The 13,795-nt window shown below is 42.4% G+C and carries 15 protein-coding genes; 10 read left to right on the top strand and 5 right to left on the bottom strand.

Translation table 11 applies throughout. From position 1 onward, the window contains the following. Positions 1-32 precede the first annotated feature (32 nt). The gene (locus B9A91_RS05400) at positions 33-551 is read right to left on the bottom strand and encodes an EcsC family protein (protein WP_235012462.1); all 519 of its coding nucleotides are present in this window, start codon (positions 549-551) and stop codon (positions 33-35) included. 163 nt (positions 552-714) lie between these two features. Between B9A91_RS05400 and B9A91_RS05395 the strand changes: the two genes are divergently transcribed. Beyond that, positions 715-1,104: a hypothetical protein gene (locus B9A91_RS05395; protein ID WP_144008863.1), complete on the top strand. Its 390-nt coding sequence runs from the start codon at positions 715-717 to the stop codon at positions 1,102-1,104. A 73-nt stretch (positions 1,105-1,177) separates the two neighbouring features. Here B9A91_RS05395 and B9A91_RS05390 read toward each other — a convergent pair whose 3' ends face one another. The 4 genes from B9A91_RS05390 to B9A91_RS05375 form a co-directional block, all read right to left on the bottom strand. Next, complete coding sequence (locus B9A91_RS05390) at positions 1,178-2,230, bottom strand: hypothetical protein (RefSeq protein ID WP_084237367.1); 1,053 nt, start codon at positions 2,228-2,230, stop codon at positions 1,178-1,180. Positions 2,231-2,554: 324 nt separating this feature from the next. Continuing rightward, positions 2,555-3,436 (bottom strand): RsmD family RNA methyltransferase, encoded by an 882-nt coding sequence (locus B9A91_RS05385; protein ID WP_084237366.1) that lies wholly within the window; start codon positions 3,434-3,436, stop codon positions 2,555-2,557. 12 nt (positions 3,437-3,448) lie between these two features. After that, positions 3,449-4,201: an ABC transporter ATP-binding protein gene (locus B9A91_RS05380; protein WP_084237365.1), complete on the bottom strand. Its 753-nt coding sequence runs from the start codon at positions 4,199-4,201 to the stop codon at positions 3,449-3,451. Further along, positions 4,198-4,932 carry an MlaE family ABC transporter permease gene (locus tag B9A91_RS05375; protein ID WP_084237364.1) on the bottom strand — a complete coding sequence of 245 codons (735 nt, stop codon included), beginning with the start codon at positions 4,930-4,932 and terminating at the stop codon, positions 4,198-4,200. Before B9A91_RS05375 ends, B9A91_RS05380 begins: the two co-directional genes overlap by 4 nt. Before the next feature lie 169 nt (positions 4,933-5,101). On the opposite strand from B9A91_RS05375, the gene B9A91_RS05370 reads away from it, so the two are divergent. The 9 genes from B9A91_RS05370 to B9A91_RS05330 all read left to right on the top strand — a co-directional run bounded on the left by B9A91_RS05370 (position 5,102) and on the right by B9A91_RS05330 (position 13,777). Continuing rightward, the gene (locus B9A91_RS05370; protein ID WP_084237363.1) at positions 5,102-5,791 is read left to right on the top strand and encodes an SDR family oxidoreductase; all 690 of its coding nucleotides are present in this window, start codon (positions 5,102-5,104) and stop codon (positions 5,789-5,791) included. 21 nt (positions 5,792-5,812) lie between these two features. Beyond that, on the top strand, positions 5,813-6,571 hold the full coding sequence (locus B9A91_RS05365) for a PspC domain-containing protein (RefSeq protein ID WP_084237362.1): 759 nt from the start codon (positions 5,813-5,815) through the stop codon (positions 6,569-6,571). A 2-nt stretch (positions 6,572-6,573) separates the two neighbouring features. Beyond that, complete coding sequence (locus tag B9A91_RS05360) at positions 6,574-7,512, top strand: LiaF transmembrane domain-containing protein (protein WP_084237361.1); 939 nt, start codon at positions 6,574-6,576, stop codon at positions 7,510-7,512. Further along, the gene (locus B9A91_RS05355; protein ID WP_084237360.1) at positions 7,512-8,126 is read left to right on the top strand and encodes an RDD family protein; all 615 of its coding nucleotides are present in this window, start codon (positions 7,512-7,514) and stop codon (positions 8,124-8,126) included. Before B9A91_RS05360 ends, B9A91_RS05355 begins: the two co-directional genes overlap by 1 nt. Positions 8,127-8,172: 46 nt before the next feature. Further along, the gene (gene ispG, locus B9A91_RS05350; protein WP_084237359.1) at positions 8,173-10,110 is read left to right on the top strand and encodes a (E)-4-hydroxy-3-methylbut-2-enyl-diphosphate synthase; all 1,938 of its coding nucleotides are present in this window, start codon (positions 8,173-8,175) and stop codon (positions 10,108-10,110) included. A 140-nt stretch (positions 10,111-10,250) separates the two neighbouring features. Continuing rightward, positions 10,251-11,669, top strand: coding sequence for a Gfo/Idh/MocA family protein (locus B9A91_RS05345; RefSeq protein WP_084237358.1), 1,419 nt, complete (start codon positions 10,251-10,253; stop codon positions 11,667-11,669). Between the two features lie 53 nt (positions 11,670-11,722). Next, positions 11,723-12,076 (top strand): hypothetical protein, encoded by a 354-nt coding sequence (locus B9A91_RS05340; protein ID WP_084237357.1) that lies wholly within the window; start codon positions 11,723-11,725, stop codon positions 12,074-12,076. A gap of 45 nt (positions 12,077-12,121) precedes the next feature. Continuing rightward, positions 12,122-12,820 (top strand): hypothetical protein, encoded by a 699-nt coding sequence (locus tag B9A91_RS05335; protein ID WP_084237356.1) that lies wholly within the window; start codon positions 12,122-12,124, stop codon positions 12,818-12,820. A gap of 366 nt (positions 12,821-13,186) precedes the next feature. Then, positions 13,187-13,777: a TetR/AcrR family transcriptional regulator gene (locus tag B9A91_RS05330; RefSeq protein ID WP_084237355.1), complete on the top strand. Its 591-nt coding sequence runs from the start codon at positions 13,187-13,189 to the stop codon at positions 13,775-13,777. The last annotated feature ends 18 nt before the right edge of the window (positions 13,778-13,795 follow it).

Genomic DNA, 13,795 nt, shown 5'->3' with positions numbered 1-13,795 from the left:
ACAATTAAACGAGGCTTGCGACAATCAGAGACTTATATTTTACCAGATTTGGACTTCAGTTCATTTGCAACACCTTTTATAAATAGATAGTTTACGGTTCCGCCAATTACACCACCGATAACGGGAACCAGGCGCCGGGTTGCTTTGGAGCCCAGGTTCATTAGGATTTTCTCGGCAACTTCTTCCATTACATTTTTACTGATGGCCAGTTTGGTATCTGCCTTTACGGAGGAAGCTACAATTTTGAAAAACTCTTCAAAACTGATTTTATACTGCCCGGTATGATGGTAGGAAATGGCTAAAGTTACTCTGAATTGCTGTGTAATGAGGTTAATCACATCTAGTGGTGTACCCACCAGCATGGTACCCATACCGCCTATGCCGGTTACAACTCCGGAGCCTGCAGCAAAGAGTGCGCATTGGTTTACAAATTTATCTATGCCCATGGTATCAACACCTTTTTTGATGCCCAATTGGTCTATCTGATTAAAGATCTGTTTAAATCCACCTTCAGCAAGGCTTTTGAAGCCTTTGCTTAGGTCTGCTCTCATTTTTTTAAAATTAACCCGCTTTAATGATGGTAAATTCATGTGCTTTTGATTTGTTACTAATCACTACACTACTTTCATGCCAGAACAAAAAATAGGAAAACTGGTGTTTTATCCATCAAAATTTCACATATTAATCCCGAAATATAAATTTATAGTCAAAATTATGATGGAAAGGGCCAGCAGTCCGGTTGTAAACAACCAGTTGATCAGGATAGGAGTGTTGTTAATTGATATGGACAGAAATCTGGATTTTGAGATAGATCATGAGCAGCTTGAGTTTTTAGAAAGCGAATTCAAAAGGATATCGGAAACCATTACAGGTGTATGGGCCGATAAGCCGATAGGGCTGGCTTATTTTTTGGAATTCCACCTGGCTGAGGCTAGACGGTTAAAGAATAAGATTAAACTCAAAAACTACCTGAAAGACGAAATGGATGATCTGGATACTTTCAGGTTGAATATTTATGCCCTGCTGAAACAGAACCTTAGCAACCTGGTGGCTTTGTTGAATAAACTATTGAAAGGAGAAGGTATAGCCTTAAACTTGAAGTAGGCATAAACCCGCATAAAAAAATGGCTTCTGACAACAGATCAGAAGCCATTTTTTATAAACAGCTATTTTAAAATTACTGGTATTGAATATAGATTGGCGCTGGTTTTAATTTCAACAGCTCCTCTGGTGTCATCAACCTGTTTGGTGCCTTTTTAAGGTCGTTTTTATAGAACAATTTGAAGCCGGTGAACTGAACCGGTTCAGAATAAATAAAGTGACGGTATGTGCCTTTTTTAAGCTCCGGTTCGCCCCATCCATCCATGTGCATTACCACCTGAACTTCCGGACGTAATTTGATGTTCTGCGAATTGGTTACCATCTTTTTCGTGAAGCGGTGAACCACAAATACCTTTGGCGGCAGATTGTATTTTTTTACCAGGTTAGCCAGGTAATCTGAGCAATAGTTGATATCTGCAGCATCATAGGTGCCAATTTTACGACCAGGAAGAGAACCGTCTTTCATAGAGAACTCAGGGTCAATGCCCAGGTGCACGTTTGGTAATTTAAGATATTGTTCCAACTGAGGCAGTTCGTCACGTATCGTTCCCAGAGCAACCTGAATGTCAAGAAATACGATCATGTTTTTACGCATTCTGGATATGGTCATTACAGAGTCGATTTGTTTGAAAGGCATCCTTGTACGGTATTTTCCCGCTTTTCCAGGATCTCCGGCTGCTACTACTGCAATATAATGTAATCCTGGTTGAACTGGGGTAGATGGGTCTGCTTTTTCCCAACGCTTAACTTCAGCATCCAATTTAGCCAGCATTTCTTTAGGTGCATATTCGCCCAACGCACCCATTTTTTTGGAATACAGGTTTCCGTAATAAACGACAATGCGTTTAAAAGGAAGAATTGCACCATCCAGGGGGTATGGCTGTTTTTTAACCGGCCACTTACCTGTGGAGTCTCCATTGGCCAGCTTCCGTACCAGTGCATTGTATTTAGCGGTGTCTATCGGCTGGCGGGTGGTGTCTTCTTTTTCTTCTTCAACAACTACCGTATCGCCATTGGCCGTTACTTTAGTATGTCCTTTCGCTTTCTTTCCATCAGTAGCACAACTGGTAAATAAACCCATTGTTAATGAACTGATTAGAATAATTCCTGCCAGGTGAGGTATTTTCATAAGTATAGAATTTGTTTTTTGTACAAGTATAAGAAAAGCTAGCTATAAATTTATTTTAATATTGTTTGGAATTATTCTAAATAAGTTGCTATACTTGTAGTGTTATTTAAAATGATTCTAAACAATGAGTCTGAAAGAAACTATTTGGTTTAGTTTAGTTGATGAGGACAAGCTTCCGGAGCCCTCCGGAAGCTCCTCTTTTTAAACAAAGACCATAAAGAAACTTGGTCAGTAAGGTGTTACTGGGTTTAAGTGTGTTTAAAGAAAAGGCGCCGGTTTGAGTATCCGGCGCCTTATTTTTTATCCTAAACCGTTTAGGGCCGGTTAAAAGCTATTGAACTTGCCAAAAACCCCTAAAGGCAATTTAACACCTGAAGTAGCCTGTAAATAGAGTTCACCGGTTTCCAGATTTTTAACCTTAGGGAAAGAGGTTCTGATCAGATTTTCTACAATTACTGATGAAAACCCTAGCGAGTAAGTATTGAGGATTAAAAAATGCTCCTGAGGATCGAGCAGCTGTACTACGTCTAGCATCATTTCCTGGATATGGTCTTCCAGTTTCCATTTTTCTCCATTGGGGCCATGGCCATAGGCTGGTGGGTCCAGAATAATACCATTGTATTTTTTGCCGCGTTTAAGTTCTCTCTTCACAAACTTAAGTGCATCCTCAACCACCCATCTCACATCTTTAAGTTTAGAGAGTTCCTGGTTTTCATTGGCCCAGTTTACCACTTGTTTTATCGAATCAACATGTGTGGTATCTGCACCGGCGGCTTTTGCAATTAATGAGGCCGCTCCTGTATAGGCAAATAGGTTTAGAACTTTCGGACTTGGCGATTTAAATTTTTTAACACAGAAAGAAATATAATCCCAGTTTACCGCCTGTTCAGGAAATACACCAAGGTGTTTAAAGGAAGTAAGTCCCAGACGCAGGTTTATACTTACCTCGTTATTGCTGTACTCCACATTCCAGCGGTCTGGAAGCTTAGGTGAACTTTTGATCCATTCACCTGATGTTGCTGAGCGTCCTTTGAAGCGGATGTGGGTCTGTTTTTTCCATTCCTGATCCGATAAGGTCTTTTTCCAGACTGCCTGGGGCTCTGGCCGAGACAAGACCAGATTGCCAAAACGTTCTAATTTTTCAAAGTCACCACAATCAATTAACTCATAATCTTTCCAGTGCGTGGGTGTTAATAGGCTTATCATAAAATGGATATCTTAAAATTTTCCTTTTGCAGCCTTCATAAAACGGCTGGCAAAAACAAAGTCGTTTAGTTCTTGAACATCGGTATGGGCAATTTCTTTGTTGGAACCTTCCCAGAATTTTTTTCCTTCATGGAGGAACAGGATATAATCGCCTATACCCATTACCGAGTTCATATCGTGTGTAACTACAATTGTGGTGGTATTGTATTCTTCGGTCAGTTCCTTAATCAGTTCATCAATTACGATGGAGGTTTTAGGGTCCAGACCCGAGTTGGGTTCGTCTACAAACAAATACTTCGGGTTCATGGCAATGGCCCGGGCAATGCCTACACGCTTTTTCATCCCTCCAGAAAGTTCGGCCGGGTAGAGTTTGTTTTTACCTTCCAGGTTTACCCTTTCCAGGCAAAAGTTTACCCTTTCCAGTTTTTCCTTTCTGCTTTGCTCTGTAAACATATTTAAAGGGAACATGATGTTCTCTTCTACGGTCATGGAATCAAAAAGTGCTGAACCCTGGAAAAGCATGCCGATCTCTTTCCTGATTTCGATCTTTTCTTCAAAGTTCATGGTAGTGAATTCCCGCTCGTCGTATTCCACACTGCCTTCTTCAGGCTGGTGCAGCCCGATCATACATTTCAGCAGGGTTGTTTTACCAGAACCAGAGCCTCCGATAATTAAATTGGTTACGCCAGCCTCAAATTTGCCAGATATACCTTTCAGTACTTCATTGTCGCCAAATGATTTATGGATGTCTTTGATTTCGATCATAGTAATAACTGGGTTACAATGTAATCACATGCCAGAATGGATATACAACTTACAACTACCGCTCTGGTGCTGGCCTGGGCAACTTCCAATGCGCCCCCTTTTACATAGAAACCTTCATAAGCAGGTACAGAAGTAATGATAAACCCGAAAACAAAAGCTTTAATCAGGGCAACGGTAATCGTATAAGGGTTGAAATCTGTAGTGATACCTTGTATATATTCAGCCGGGGAAACCGCACCGGATAAAGTTCCGCCAATATAACCACCTGTGATGCTTAAAAACATAGACATAATTACCAACAGGGGTACCATGGTAATACCTGCAATAATTTTAGGCAAGATCAGGTATCCGGGAGAGTTAATGCCCATAATTTCAAGTGCATCAATTTGTTCACTTACCCGCATGGTGCCAATTTCAGATGATATGGCAGAACCAATTTTACCAGCAAGCACAATAGCACTGATGGTTGGGCTAAGCTCCAATATACTTGAATCCCGATTTACAGAGCCGATAATGGTTTTCGGGATAAAATCACTAACCAGCTGGAAAGCGATCTGTAAGGTCATTACCGCACCAATAAAGGTAGATATAATGGCGATCAGGCCTAAAGAGCCTACACCAATAAAATCCATTTGTTTGAAAATGGCCTTCAGGTAAATCTTAAATTTCTCAGGTCTTCTAAATACGGCCTTTAACAAGAGGAGGTATCTGCCAAAATTGGTAAAATTCATTCAATGATAAATTAGCTATACTATTTACGCAATATTACTACAAAGAAACAATAAAAAGTTGAAACCTTTATATAAGGGGATTGAATTCAACTTTCTAACAAAACTTTGGCACCTAAGTTTTTGAGTGTGGCCCTTTTTTGTAATATTGCGGCCCATTAAATGTTGTAACATGAATGCAATTGTAACAGGGGCCACCAGGGGGATTGGAAAGGCCGTTGCCCTTAACCTGGCCCAGCATGGCTATAACCTGGCCATTTGTGCAAGGAACGAAGAAGAACTGGAAAGTTTTGCCCATGAAATGAAGCATACCAACGCCCGGGTGTTTACTTTTAAAGCTGATTGCAGCATTAAAGAAGAAGTATACGCTTTTTGCCGGGCTACTACCGAACAAATGGGTGCCGTTGATGTTTTAGTAAATAATGCAGGGACTTTTATTCCCGGGATTTTGCTTGATGAAGCGGACGATGTGTTTGATTTACAGTTGGATTTAAACCTGAAGGCTGCTTATTATTGCGCTAAATATTTTGGTAAAATCATGCGCGAGCAGCAATCAGGGCATATTTTTAACATTTGTTCCATAGCCTCGAAGGTTGTTGTAGAAAATGCAGGCAGTTATTCTGTAACTAAATCGGCATTGCTTAGTCTTAATGATGTATTGAGACAGGAACTATCGAAATACAATGTTAAAGTGACTGCAATATTACCTGGTTCTACATTAACTTCATCATGGGAGGGAACACAAATCCCCGCTGAACGTTTTGTACAACCTGAAGATATAGCCAACACGATTTACACAATTTTAAATTTAAGTAAAGGTGTAAATGTTGATGAGATAGTTTTAAAGCCGGTACAATTTTAAAAATAACAGGAGGGAATTATAATGGAAAAGAGATTATTCAGGAATGAGCATGATAAGGTAATCGCAGGCGTATCATCTGGTGTTGCCGAGTACATGGAGGTGGATGTAACTATCATCAGGCTGCTATTTGTGCTTTCAACTATATTTTTGGTAGGTACAGGAATACTTGTATACATCATCATGTGGATTGTAGTACCGGTTAATAATGATCCGGCAGCAAGGTTTTCAAAATTCAATGATTTTTTTAAAGGGCAAAACAACCCTTTTCAATCTTCAAACCCATTTGCCGAACCAAAAAGGACAAATGAAAATACTGCACCTTTCCAGAACTGGGCTTCATCGACAGTAAATGAAGGCGGGTTTGACAGCTGGAAAAAGACAAGTGATTTTAAGCCGTACAAAAAGAACAGTAGTGAAACAGGGCGTACCGTTGCCGGCTTATTTTTGCTGGTTATTGGGATGTATTTTTTAATGGATGAGTTTAACCTCATTCCGTTCGGATTTCAGCTGACGAAGCTGTGGCCGCTTGTTTTTGTTGCCATAGGTGCAAGTTTTATCATAAAATCAAAAAACAAGAGTGCCTGGGAAAATTGGAAGAACCAGCAGAACTTTCAGGATCCGTTAAATACCCCTAATGTTCCGGCCGAACCGGTATCGCCTGCTGCTTCGGCTGAGCCGGGTACAGCAAATCCTGTAACGGAAAGCCCGGCAGATGCACCTGATGCCGGCAAAAATGCCGGTACTGAAACAAATGATCAGTTTACCAAAAAAGACATATAGTTATGAAGCTGGATAGAATAATGTGGGGTATCGTTCTGCTTTTTATAGGTGGGGTACTTCTTTTGGAAAATTTTAATGTTATTGATTTTTATTGGTGGAGTGTATGGCGTTTCTGGCCTATCTTTCTAATCATTGCCGGGGTCAACATTCTATTTAACAAGAGCAAATCGCAGATAGGAAGTATTGTGTCTATCGGAATTTTAATTGTGACTTTAGGCTTGCTGTTTATTAAAGGGCAGGAGGTGCCGGTACACAAAAAAAGGATTACTACAGAACAGCGCATAGATGGCAGGAGCGATAACGATATGGAAGGCTTTGAGGAAAGCACTTTTACTCAGCCTTATACCGACTCTGTTCCTACCCGAACCATTCTGAGCCTATCTGCAGGGGGTACAACGTTTGATCTTAAGGGACCGACCGATAGCCTGATCAGTGCAACTGTTCAGCGAAGGGGAGGAGCGTTTTCCTTAAAAAATGAGATTTCGGACAGTGTACGGACTTTATCTTTCAAGATGAAAGGTAAAAACAGCTGGAATGTAGGTGATGGTGGCAATGATGTGGATTTAATGCTGAATACCAATCCTAAATGGGAAATTCATATGAATATGGGGGCGGGCGAAGCTAATTTTGACCTGTCGGCCTACAAAGTAAGGGAGTTTAGTTTTGATGGTGGTGCCGCTGCACTGGATGTTAAGCTGGGAAGCTTAATGCCCATTACCGATGTAAGGGTAAAAACGGGGATTGCCGATGTAAAGCTGAACATTCCTACTGCATCTGGCTGCAGGATTAAAGCCAAGACAGGCTTGTCTTCCAAAGAATTCAGTGGTTTCATAAAAAAAGCAGATGGAACTTATGAGACCCCAAATTACAGCACATCTGCCAACAAAATATTTATTTTTCTTGACGGAGGATTAAGTAGCTTTGAGGTAAATCGTTATTAATGGATAGCCATACGGAATATACAGTTGTCATTAACGGCAAACCAGAAGGGCCATACCAGTTGCATGAGTTAAAAGAATTGGGTGTCCAGGCTGGTACTTTCCTTAGGAAACCGGGGATGGACGATTATAAAGAAGCTCACGAGTTCCCTGAACTGCGTGAGCTTCTTGGTTTTACCCATCAGCAAACTGCACCCCAGTATTTTGCTTCATTTGACCAGCGCCTGCTGGCCATGGTCATCGATCTTTTCTTTATCATACTGGCTTATGTACTGCTCCTGCTGCTCAGCTTTATTTTCATTAAAGGCCAGGCTGCACGTATTTCTGTTGCTTTTGCAGGTATTCCACTGATTTTACTTGCCAAGCTGGTCTATGGCAGTATAACAGAAGCTTCTGCACAGCAGGCGGGAATCGGGAAACGCCTGATGAGCATTAAGGTAACCGATTTGAACGGTGGCCGGATTAGCCTGGCCAATGCCTTTGGCCGGAACATGGGCAAAGTCGTGTCTGCTGCGCCGTTCTTTTTTGGCTACCTGTATAGCTTCCTCAATAAAAAACAGCAATGTTTTCATGATGTGTTGGCCAAAACGCTGGTGACAAAAGAGCGCCTGATCTGATTGTTATCAACATAATCTTTATCTTTGCAACAGATTTTTGTAACTCATGGAAGCAGCACAATTGTATTCGAGGTTTTTAACAAGGGAAGTAAATATCGGCGATGTACCTATGGGTGGTTTAAACCCTATACGTATTCAGTCTATGACCACTACAGATACTATGGATACCCTTGGAACCGTAGAGCAGACCATCAGAATGGTAAATTCTGGCTGCGAGTATGTGCGCATTACTGCGCCCAGCATGAAGGAAGCAGAAAACCTGGCCAATATCAAAAAGGAATTGCGGGCAAGGGGCTACAGTGTGCCGCTTGTAGCCGATATTCACTTTACGCCCAATGCGGCAGAAGCTGCTGCCCGTATTGTGGAAAAAGTAAGGGTAAACCCGGGCAATTATGCCGATAAAAAACGGTTTGAGAATATTGAATACACCCAGCAGGCTTACCAGGCTGAGCTGGAACGCATATACAGGAAATTTACCCCTCTCGTAAAAATATGCAAGGAGTATGGGACTGCGATGCGCATCGGTACCAACCACGGTTCGCTTTCCGATAGGATCATGAGCCATTATGGTGATACTCCCCGCGGAATGGTGGAGTCGGCCATGGAGTTTATCCGTATGTGTGAAGACCTGAATTATTATAACCTGGTGATTTCCATGAAGGCCAGCAATACGCAGGTAATGGTGCAAGCATATCGTTTACTGGTTGAAACTATGGTAAAGGAGGGGATGAATTATCCTTTACACCTTGGTGTAACTGAGGCAGGCGATGGTGAAGATGGCCGCATCAAATCGGCAGTAGGCATTGGCACCCTGCTGGAAGATGGTCTGGGCGATACGATCAGGGTATCCTTAACTGAAGACCCAGAATTTGAAGCGCCCGTAGCCAAAGCCCTGGCTGCGAGGTATGAAAAACGTGCTGTCGATCTGTATGGTAAAACCTTGTTCACTGAATCCAAAACTATTGATGCGGAAAAACTTTCCTATAACCCTTTTGAGTACAAGCGCAGGCTTACCGCTCCGGTACAGCATATAGGCGGGCATCACCACCCGGTTGTGCTGTTGGATGTAAGCAAGGAGAACCTGAAAGACCCTTATTTTCTGGCTGCAGCGGGCTACAATTACAGTGCTGTGCTTGATAAATACAATATGGCCGATCAGGCCTGTGATATGGTGTACCTTGGCGATCAGTTGCCGTCATTCTCTTTTCCTGGCAACCTGAAACAATTATACAATTACAAGACCTGGCTGGCATTGCACATCAAAAACAATTGTCATCCTTTGTTTTCTTACGAAGAGTACCTCAATGCAGGACAGAAAGACGAATATTTAAACCTGGTTAGGCTCAATGCAGAAGAAGCCGCAGGTAAAGACTTATCTGTTCTGAAAGATAATGTGGTATTGTTGCTGGAAACTTCGGCTTTGCATGGAGTAGCTGCACAACGGAATTTCTTTGTTTCATTAATGGCTAAGAACCTGCAGCTACCGGTCATCATCAGCAGAAGTTACGAAGGGCTGAATGCCAGCGATCTGATGTTGTATGCTGCTACCGATATGGGCGCATTGCTAACAGACGGACTGGGTGATGGTGTATGGATAAAAGCGGATGCGGGTATAGGTTTGCAGACTGTAAATGCCATCAGTTTCGGTATATTACAGGCCACACGTACAAGAATATCAAAAACAGAATATATCTCTTGCCCAAGTTGCGGAAGGACACTTTTCGATCTCCAGGAAACTACTCAGCTGATCAGGTCCCGTACCGATCACCTGAAAGGGATCAAAATTGGCATCATGGGTTGTATTGTAAACGGGCCTGGTGAAATGGCAGATGCCGATTATGGCTATGTGGGTACCGGACCGGATAAAATAACCTTGTACCGTGGCAGGGAAGTGGTAAAGAAAAATGTAAATGCAGCAAATGCATTGGATGATCTGATTGAACTGATCAGAGAAGACGGGAACTGGGTGCAAAGGGGTGAATAAAACCTTCTTTATTATATAAAATTGTTCTGTTTATTTTACACTTGCCGCTTCTCGACAATCAGTCAAACGTTTGCGCAGCATGCAGGTAGCAAGCAAGAAATATGATTTCTTATATTCAGTGAACTAAACAGAACAACCATATGAAACCTAACCGTAGAAAATTTTTACAAACACTGGCTATAGGCTCCGGAGCTATGGCCATCGGATTGCCTGGCTTTGCGAAAGATCGTGCATTAGAGGAAGAAGATTTTTATGCTCCAGGGCAGAGCGCCCCAAGATTCAACATGTGTGGTTATGCGGCGCCTAAGGTCGACAAGGTACGTATTGGCATCATCGGCCTTGGAATGCGTGGTCCAGGTGCCGTAAGCCGTATGTCTTTTATTGAGGGGGTCGAGATCAAAGCCCTGTGTGATAAACTCCCGGAACGGGCTTCCGCCGCACAAAAACACCTGGTACAGAAAGGGCTACCTAAAGCCACAGAATATTCTGGCGAAAACGGATGGAAAGACATGATCCTTAAGGAGGAACTGGACCTGGTTTATATCTGTACGCCATGGCATCTGCATACACCAATGGCTGTTTTTGCCATGGAAAATGGGAAACATGCTGCAACTGAGGTTCCTGCGGCGCTGACGATAGAAGAGTGCTGGAAGCTGGTAGAAACTTCTGAAAAGACTCGTAAGCATTGTATGATGCTGGAAAACTGCTGCTATGATTTCTTTGAAATGCTAACCCTGAATATGGTACGCCAGGGCATGTTCGGAGAACTGATCCATGCCGAAGGCGCATATATACATGATTTGCTTGGCCTCAATTTCAATAAAAAAGGCTATGAAAATATGTGGAGACTGAAGGAAAACATTGATTTCAATGGTAACCTGTATCCTACACATGGCTTAGGACCTATTGCGCAATGCATGAACATCAACAGGGGCGATAAAATGGATTATCTTGTCTCCATGTCGTCCAATGATTTTATGATGGGGAATGAGGCTAAAGAAAAGGCAAAAAATGATCCTTTTTATAATGAATTTGTGGGAAGAAACTACAGGGGCAATATGAATACCACGACCATTCGGACCAATAAAGGAAAAACCCTGATGCTGCAGCACGACGTAACCTCGCCGCGACCTTATTCCAGGATTCATTTATTAAGCGGAACGAAAGGTTTTGCCAGTAAATGGCCTGAACCGGAGCGCATTGCCTTTGGTGAAGAATGGTTAAAGCCCGAAGAGATGAAGAAATTGTATGATACCTATACTCCAGAACTGATCAGACATGTTGGAGAGATTGCGAAAAAAGTAGGGGGGCACGGAGGAATGGACTTTATGATGGATTGGCGCCTGATCGATTGTCTGCGAAACGGACTGCCTTTAGATCAGGATGTTTATGATGCTGCTGCCTGGAGCTGTATTGTACCGTTGAGCAAAAAATCTGTTTCCAAACGATCTTCAAGTATAGATATTCCCGATTTTACAAGGGGAGGCTGGACCGGTAACAAACCTCATAGCCTAACTTTGCAGGGAGGTGGAAATACCAAAGTAAGAAGCATGAAATAAACAATATGAAACAAAGTTGCATTTGTGTTTTGTAATATGCAACTTTGTTTCATATGAAAGCTGATGCAAACATTTTGTACTCAAAACTCAGACAAACCTTTCTGGTATTGTTTGCATCGCTTTTCCTGTTTATCGCTATTGTTCCGGTTTTTCATCACCACGGGCAAAATCCCGTTTGCAGACACTTAAGCTGCGATGACACCGAAAAGATACAGCTTACAGATAAGTGCGCAGTCTGCGATTACTTTCATCATGTTCAGGCTCAGCCTGTCCTTTTGCCCGGCACCCTATCTCTGCCTATAATTCATCCCGAAGTGATTAATCTGGATGCCTGGGTGCCTTGTGGTAACTATTCATTTGTGCTGTCAGGTTTCTCCACCAGGGGGCCGCCGATGTTAATTTCATAAGCAATTTTAACATACGCTCCCGGAATTAACTTCAAATCTAAAATAATGACAAATCAGTTTAAATCAATAGCAATCGCCTTAATAGGCGCAGTAATACTTTTTGCAAGTTCATGTAAAAAAGACAATAATAAAGTCGTAAAAGACGGCATTCAACGTTCAGAAATCATCCTTACAGAAATGAGCGGCGCAGCCATTGAGGCGCATGGCGATCATTTCCATGGTCTGACGGATCTGACTGCAGGCACAACTGTAGTGATCAAATTTGACGAAAACGGAAAGGCAACAGCAAACGGGCACCTGCACCTGGAAGCAGATGCAATTTACAAACTGGAATTGAAAGCCTGGGACCATACGGGGAAAGAAGTGCAGAACCAGTTCATCGAAAGTAAAGCGGCTGCAGATCAGTTTAAGGCTTTTCTGACAGGCGGAAACTTTATCCTGAACAAAGATTCCAAAACCGAAAGCGGGGCAATCTTTCAGCCAAGGGAGACGACCTATGCCGATGGAACGGCTGTGACCGGTCAGTACGAAACTACCGGGGTGCTGAGCTACCTGACTATAGGGGCTGATAACCAGGGGCCGACCAAACAAATCACTTATGTGATGCGGAAACTGGAGCCAGGCCTGAAAGCTAAAATTACCAGGAGCGACTGGAACGATATCGATTATGCAAGCCGGTTTGCCGGACAGGATGTGTTGAAGTTGAAGTTTGAAGTGCATGTAGAAAAAGGGCACGCGCATTAAACTGAGACTATAGTGTTAATTTAGCGGGGACAGCCATTCGTGGTTTGTTCGCCGCTTTCTTTTTGTCATGTATTTGCGTAGCTTAACTTCTTCTGTTGTGCCAGGCTTGTAACTTAACCCTTATCTCAGTCCCATTTCAGTTCCTGTTCAGTTGCAACTGAACAGGAACTGAAATGGGAGGGGAATACGGGAAGGATCACACAAAACTAAGTTATCCATCACTCCTATTCAAGCCTCACCTGTCTAATGCTTTTAGTGATATACGATGAGTAAATGGATCGGACTGAATATGGAAATAAAAAAATAATTACATCTTTATATAAGTGAATGAATATTCATTTATATTTGCTGAACAATTGAATTGTCATGCGTGCAAGAGATGTCAATAAGGTAGAACTGGTTAAGCAAAAGGCCATAGAGTTGCTGGTCGAGGTGGGTTTTGAAGGTTTTACCATGAACAAGCTGGCCAGGGCCTGTAAAATATCTGTAGCTACACTTTATATCTATTACCAGGATAAGGATGATCTGATCCTGAAAATTGGTTTAGAGGAGGTAGAGCGGATGAGCAGGATCATGCTTGAAAATTTTGATCCCGATTGTTCTTTTGCTGAAGGGTTGCGGCAGCAATGGAAAAACCGGGCAAAATGCGTGCTGGAAAATCCATTAACAGCACAAATGATAGAGCAATTACGGAGTTCCACTTACCAGGACCAGATTTTTGAAGCTTTCGGAGAGGTATTCAGAGAACCCCTCGGAAAATTTATGCACAATGCAATTGAAAGGGGAGAGATCATTGCGATGCCGCTTGAAGCCTACTGGTGTGTAGCTTTTGGGCCGCTGTACAATCTGCTCCGCTTTCATAACGAAGGAAAAAGTCTGAGTGGAAAGCCTTTTGTGTTAACAGACGAAGTGCTTTGGAGCGCTTTTGATGTTGTGCTTAAAGCCCTGAAAAAATAAAACAACCTTAACCTCTAA

Source organism: Pedobacter africanus (assembly GCF_900176535.1).
GTDB lineage: Bacteria > Bacteroidota > Bacteroidia > Sphingobacteriales > Sphingobacteriaceae > Pedobacter > Pedobacter africanus.
The sequence above is the reverse complement of the archived record's forward strand: the minus strand, read 5'-3'. Positions and strand labels throughout refer to the sequence as shown.

Excerpts from the sequence above, each read along its gene's own strand:
- B9A91_RS05400 (WP_235012462.1), bottom strand. The coding sequence starts at position 551 with ATGAGAGCAGACCTAAGCAAAGGCTTCAAAAGCCTTGCTGAAGGTGGA.
- B9A91_RS05395 (WP_144008863.1), top strand. The coding sequence starts at position 715 with ATGATGGAAAGGGCCAGCAGTCCGGTTGTAAACAACCAGTTGATCAGG.
- B9A91_RS05390 (WP_084237367.1), bottom strand. The coding sequence starts at position 2,230 with ATGAAAATACCTCACCTGGCAGGAATTATTCTAATCAGTTCATTAACA.
- B9A91_RS05385 (WP_084237366.1), bottom strand. The coding sequence starts at position 3,436 with ATGATAAGCCTATTAACACCCACGCACTGGAAAGATTATGAGTTAATT.
- B9A91_RS05380 (WP_084237365.1), bottom strand. The coding sequence starts at position 4,201 with ATGATCGAAATCAAAGACATCCATAAATCATTTGGCGACAATGAAGTA.
- B9A91_RS05375 (WP_084237364.1), bottom strand. The coding sequence starts at position 4,932 with ATGAATTTTACCAATTTTGGCAGATACCTCCTCTTGTTAAAGGCCGTA.
- B9A91_RS05370 (WP_084237363.1), top strand. The coding sequence starts at position 5,102 with ATGAATGCAATTGTAACAGGGGCCACCAGGGGGATTGGAAAGGCCGTT.
- B9A91_RS05365 (WP_084237362.1), top strand. The coding sequence starts at position 5,813 with ATGGAAAAGAGATTATTCAGGAATGAGCATGATAAGGTAATCGCAGGC.
- B9A91_RS05360 (WP_084237361.1), top strand. The coding sequence starts at position 6,574 with ATGAAGCTGGATAGAATAATGTGGGGTATCGTTCTGCTTTTTATAGGT.
- B9A91_RS05355 (WP_084237360.1), top strand. The coding sequence starts at position 7,512 with ATGGATAGCCATACGGAATATACAGTTGTCATTAACGGCAAACCAGAA.
- ispG (WP_084237359.1), top strand. The coding sequence starts at position 8,173 with ATGGAAGCAGCACAATTGTATTCGAGGTTTTTAACAAGGGAAGTAAAT.
- B9A91_RS05345 (WP_084237358.1), top strand. The coding sequence starts at position 10,251 with ATGAAACCTAACCGTAGAAAATTTTTACAAACACTGGCTATAGGCTCC.
- B9A91_RS05340 (WP_084237357.1), top strand. The coding sequence starts at position 11,723 with ATGAAAGCTGATGCAAACATTTTGTACTCAAAACTCAGACAAACCTTT.
- B9A91_RS05335 (WP_084237356.1), top strand. The coding sequence starts at position 12,122 with ATGACAAATCAGTTTAAATCAATAGCAATCGCCTTAATAGGCGCAGTA.
- B9A91_RS05330 (WP_084237355.1), top strand. The coding sequence starts at position 13,187 with ATGCGTGCAAGAGATGTCAATAAGGTAGAACTGGTTAAGCAAAAGGCC.